A 3,110-nucleotide genomic window follows, 5' to 3' on the forward strand; every position below is an offset into this window, starting at 1 on the left:
CCGACACCGGCGACGGCTCAGTAGCCGTGATCAGCCCAAGCTAAATGCCGTTGACCTACACCTAAGCGCGGCCATGCGCTCAAAGACGAATCGGCACATGCTTTTCCGCGCAGGCGTCGGTCACTGCCGCCATGACATCCTGGGTGCGCAGCGTCTCGAGGTCTTCAATCGTGACCGAGCCTCTTGCGGTGCGGTGCTGGGCGGCCACCCGGGAATCCCGCAGCCGCTCAGCCCGTTCGACGACGTTGCGGGCGAAGCGCCCGTTCTGCATCACGTCGATGCCGTGCGTCCCGTCCGGCGACAGGTAGGCCCGCAGCGTCTTGCACGCCATGTTCAGTGCTTCGCGCGCAGCGGGTTCGATGACCGTCGCCCGTGGCTGTCCGTAACGCACCGCGATCTCGACCAGTTCATCGGGGGCGTAGGAGGCGAACCGCAGCTTGCGATTGAATCGGCCAGCCAAACCCGGGTTCACCGTGAGGAATTCGTCGACTTCCTTCTCATATCCCGCGCCGATGAAGCAGAAGTCGAAGCGATGCACCTCTAGGGCCACCAGAAGCTGGTTGACCGCTTCCATGCCGATCATGTCCGGCCGGCCGTCGTGGTGACGCTCGACCAGGCTGTAGAACTCGTCCATGAAGAGGATGCGGCCAAGCGAACGGGCAATCAGCTCATTGGTTTTCGGACCGGAGGCGCCGATGTGCTCGCCGCAGAAATCGGCGCGTTTGACTTCGATGATCTCGGGATGGCGCACAATGCCCAGTCCGGCGTAGATCTTGCCCAGCGCCTCGGCCGTCGTCGTCTTACCGGTACCGGGCGGGCCGACCAACAACATGTGGTTGGTCTGATTGGTGACCGGCAACCCGGCGGCCATCCGCAAGGCGCGGACTTCGATCTGGTCTTCCAGTTCTGCGACCGCGCGCTTGACTTCGCTGAGCCCGACCTGATTGTTGAGCAGCGTCCGGCCCTCGGTCAGTAGTTCCTCGCGCCGCTCCTCGTTCTGTTCAGCGCGGCGATCCGATGCCGACCGCTCGGTGCTGACATCCCACTTGTTGGTGCGGGTGTTGATGGTCTCCTCGTCGGTGACGACCAGCCGCAGCTGCGGGTCGGCCAGCGCCTCCTTGGCCGCCTCGATCAACGCCCCGTTGATCGTCGCCTTGGACAGCCAGATCTGAGCCTTGTCTTCCTCGTCGAGCTGGCGGTGCGCCATCCCTCGCACATAGGCGAGATCAGCTGCGATCAAAGGAAATTCGTTGGGGTCGATCGCGGTGACCGCGATGTCGACCAATTGATGGCGGCCGGCCTCGACCGCGCCGCCGGCGCGCAGATCGACCCGGCCCGCCCAGTCAAGCGCGACGCGCGCCTGCCCGAGATGGACCGCTGCGTGCGCGGCCAGCGCGTTGGTCGCCGCAGTAACCGCCGACATGATGATCGCCTGCGGCGGCAAGACCGTCGCCGCCACCGAGATCACGTCGGGCCATCGTTGGGTCGCGAACATCAGGTAGGCGCGCACGTATTGCTGCCACTGATGGTTTTCCCAAGTATCCAGCAGGGCCGGGTCTTGCAGCAGCGCTTCGGCTTTCTCGTATTGGGCGTCGTCGATCAGCGCGCTGGCCAGCGCCAGACCGGCATGCGAGGACTCCGTCACCGAAATCGACAGGAACGGTCCGGCCTTCACGGCTGCCGATAGCCGCACACCCAGCCGATTGGTTTCCCGGTGCAACCGCGCACCGTACGCATAGAGCTGCTGCAGCGTCGACAATTCCTCGTCGCCGGCAGCGATCCGGCCCAGCCACGCATCGGCCATCGACTGGTCCAGGTCGCTGGCCTCGCGAAACCGCGCCTGTGCGGCCGACACATCGGTGTCGAATGCCGCCATAGCTTGGTCGAACCGCTTGCGTGCGGCGGCCGTGTCGGTACTGGTCAAGCGCCGCTCCCCTAGTCGACCGATTCGAGTTCAGACGTGCCGATCCTCGTCGGTTCCAAAGATATGTACCGATTTTCGGCCCTGAACAGCTCGACCTCGACCGTATGTATTTTCCCGGCGGAGGTTACGTCGACGGTCGCGGGACCGACCTGCGTGATGACCACATCGGCGGATCCACGGTATGGCGTTCCGGGTTCGCCGATCGAGATCAGCGTGTTGGGTCGGGGCGCGGGAGTGACTGTCCCGTCGACGACACTGACCGTCGTGCCGGCGATCGGCCGTACCTGGGTTCCCACCGCAATCTCGGGCATCCGCACACTGGCCCACCGTTGCAGGTCTCGGGTGTGCACGGTGATGCGTTCACCGGCACCGGCCAGCCGCACCACGATTCGTTTGGCCAACGCGTCTTGCGCCGCAATGTGTACTCGACTGAATTCGCCCGGATCGTCGAGCGGCAGCATCAACCGGTTACCGGCGTCTACCTTGCCCACGAGCACACCGGACGGTCCAATCGGAATGACCAACGCTCGGTCGAGCACACCGCGGCGAACGCCTCGCAATGTGGGCATCGGCCCGCACAGGTTGGCCGCGATCGCGCGCGCCTGCTCTCCCGGCAAGATCTGGAACATGACGCTCGGTGGAGCCGTCGGCGGCTGTGCGCTGCGCACGGTGGTCGTGGCCGTCACGCTGCCATCGCCGAACACGGTGATGTTCTGGATGAGTCCATCTATCCGCAGCGCCCAGGCATGCGCCAGGTTCTCCGCAATGATGTCCTCCGGCCGATACCAGTAAGTGGTCAACCAGCCGCCCTCGCCTCGGGTCGTCCGCCAGCGCTGATGGTGCGCGTTCAATCCGGAGTTGCCCAGCCGACGCTCCAACTCCACGATGTCGGTGGCGGTCGCGACCTTCGCGCGAATGCCGTTCTGCCGCAATGCCGCCGCGATCCGCTGCGCCGCGGCCAGCGTCGCGGTACCGATCGAGGTCCGCCACTGCAGCGCCTCGGCATTGCGCAGCGCGGCGATCCGCACAATCAACCACGTCTCCCGCTGCCCGGCGTAGGGCGGGGTGCCGATCAGGGTGTCGTAGACGCGGGGGTAGTCGCCGGTGCTGCGCCGTCGCGACCCGACGCTGACCACGCTGAGCGAATCGATGGCAAGCCCGAGGCTCTGCTGCAACAACGGCCGCA

At 65.5% G+C, this 3,110-nt stretch carries 2 protein-coding genes; both read right to left on the bottom strand.

Translation table 11 applies throughout. The features are described from left to right. Positions 1–79 precede the first annotated feature (79 nt). On the bottom strand, positions 80–1,876 hold the full coding sequence (eccA, locus tag AC2VOG_RS11935; RefSeq protein ID WP_486940108.1) for a type VII secretion AAA-ATPase EccA: 1,797 nt from the start codon (positions 1,874–1,876) through the stop codon (positions 80–82). A gap of 59 nt (positions 1,877–1,935) precedes the next feature. Beyond that, on the bottom strand, positions 1,936–3,110 hold a 1,175-nt coding region (gene eccE / locus AC2VOG_RS11940), incomplete at its 5' end, for a type VII secretion protein EccE (RefSeq protein ID WP_486940107.1).

The organism is Mycobacterium sp. TH-M11 (genome assembly GCF_057473725.1).

Coding starts and splice junctions, on each gene's coding strand:
- eccA (WP_486940108.1), bottom strand. CDS start 1,876: ATGGCGGCATTCGACACCGATGTGTCGGCCGCACAGGCGCGGTTTCGC.